The following is a 624-nucleotide window of genomic DNA, read 5'->3' as shown; positions in this document are numbered from 1 at the left end:
GGACAGGTCCGTGGCGCCCTGCTCGAGCAGGGCCTCGATGAGCTGCACGGGGTTGCCGGAGAGCCCGAAGCCGCCGACGGCCAGGGACGCGCCGTCCGGCACGTCCGCCACCGCCTCGGCGGGCGTGGCCACGGTCTTGTCGAGAGCCATGTCCGGGGTCCTTTCTGTCAGGGGCGGTCTGTCAGCGGAAGAGGATCAGGGCCTCGCCCTGGCCGCCGCCGCCGCAGAGCGAGACGGCCGCGCGGCCGCCGTCGCGCCGGTCGAGCTCGAGGGCGGCGTGCAGGGCCAGCCGGGCGCCGGAGGCGCCGATCGGGTGGCCCAGGGCGATGGCGCCGCCGTGGATGTTGGTCTTCTCGTGCGGGTAGCCGAGGTCGCGCAGGGACTGCACGGCCACCGCGCCGAACGCCTCGTTGATCTCGATGAAGTCAAGGTCGGCCACGTCCCAGCCCTGCTTCCGCACCGCCGCGGCGATCGCGTCCGAAGGCTGCGAGTGCAGCTGCGAGCTGTCCGGGCCGGCGGTCTGGCCGGGTGCGCCCACCGTGGCGAGGATCGTCAGGCCCTTCTCCTCGGCGAAGGCCCGCGAGGTCACCACGAGGGCGGCGGCGCCGTCGGACAGGGGCGAGG

1 protein-coding gene and 1 pseudogene are annotated in these 624 nt (G+C 74.8%); both read right to left on the bottom strand.

What is annotated here, in order from left to right:
- On the bottom strand, window positions 1–150 hold a 150-nt coding region (locus ACFWJO_RS40515), incomplete at its 3' end, for a CoA-transferase (protein WP_386873381.1).
- Window positions 151–181: 31 nt separating this feature from the next.
- A pseudogene (locus ACFWJO_RS40510) lies at window positions 182–624 on the bottom strand (acetyl-CoA C-acyltransferase); the annotation flags it as partial.

The organism is Streptomyces sp. NPDC127092, assembly GCF_042722475.1.
Lineage (GTDB): Bacteria > Actinomycetota > Actinomycetes > Streptomycetales > Streptomycetaceae > Streptomyces.
This window is presented reverse-complemented; position numbering and strand designations above follow the sequence as displayed.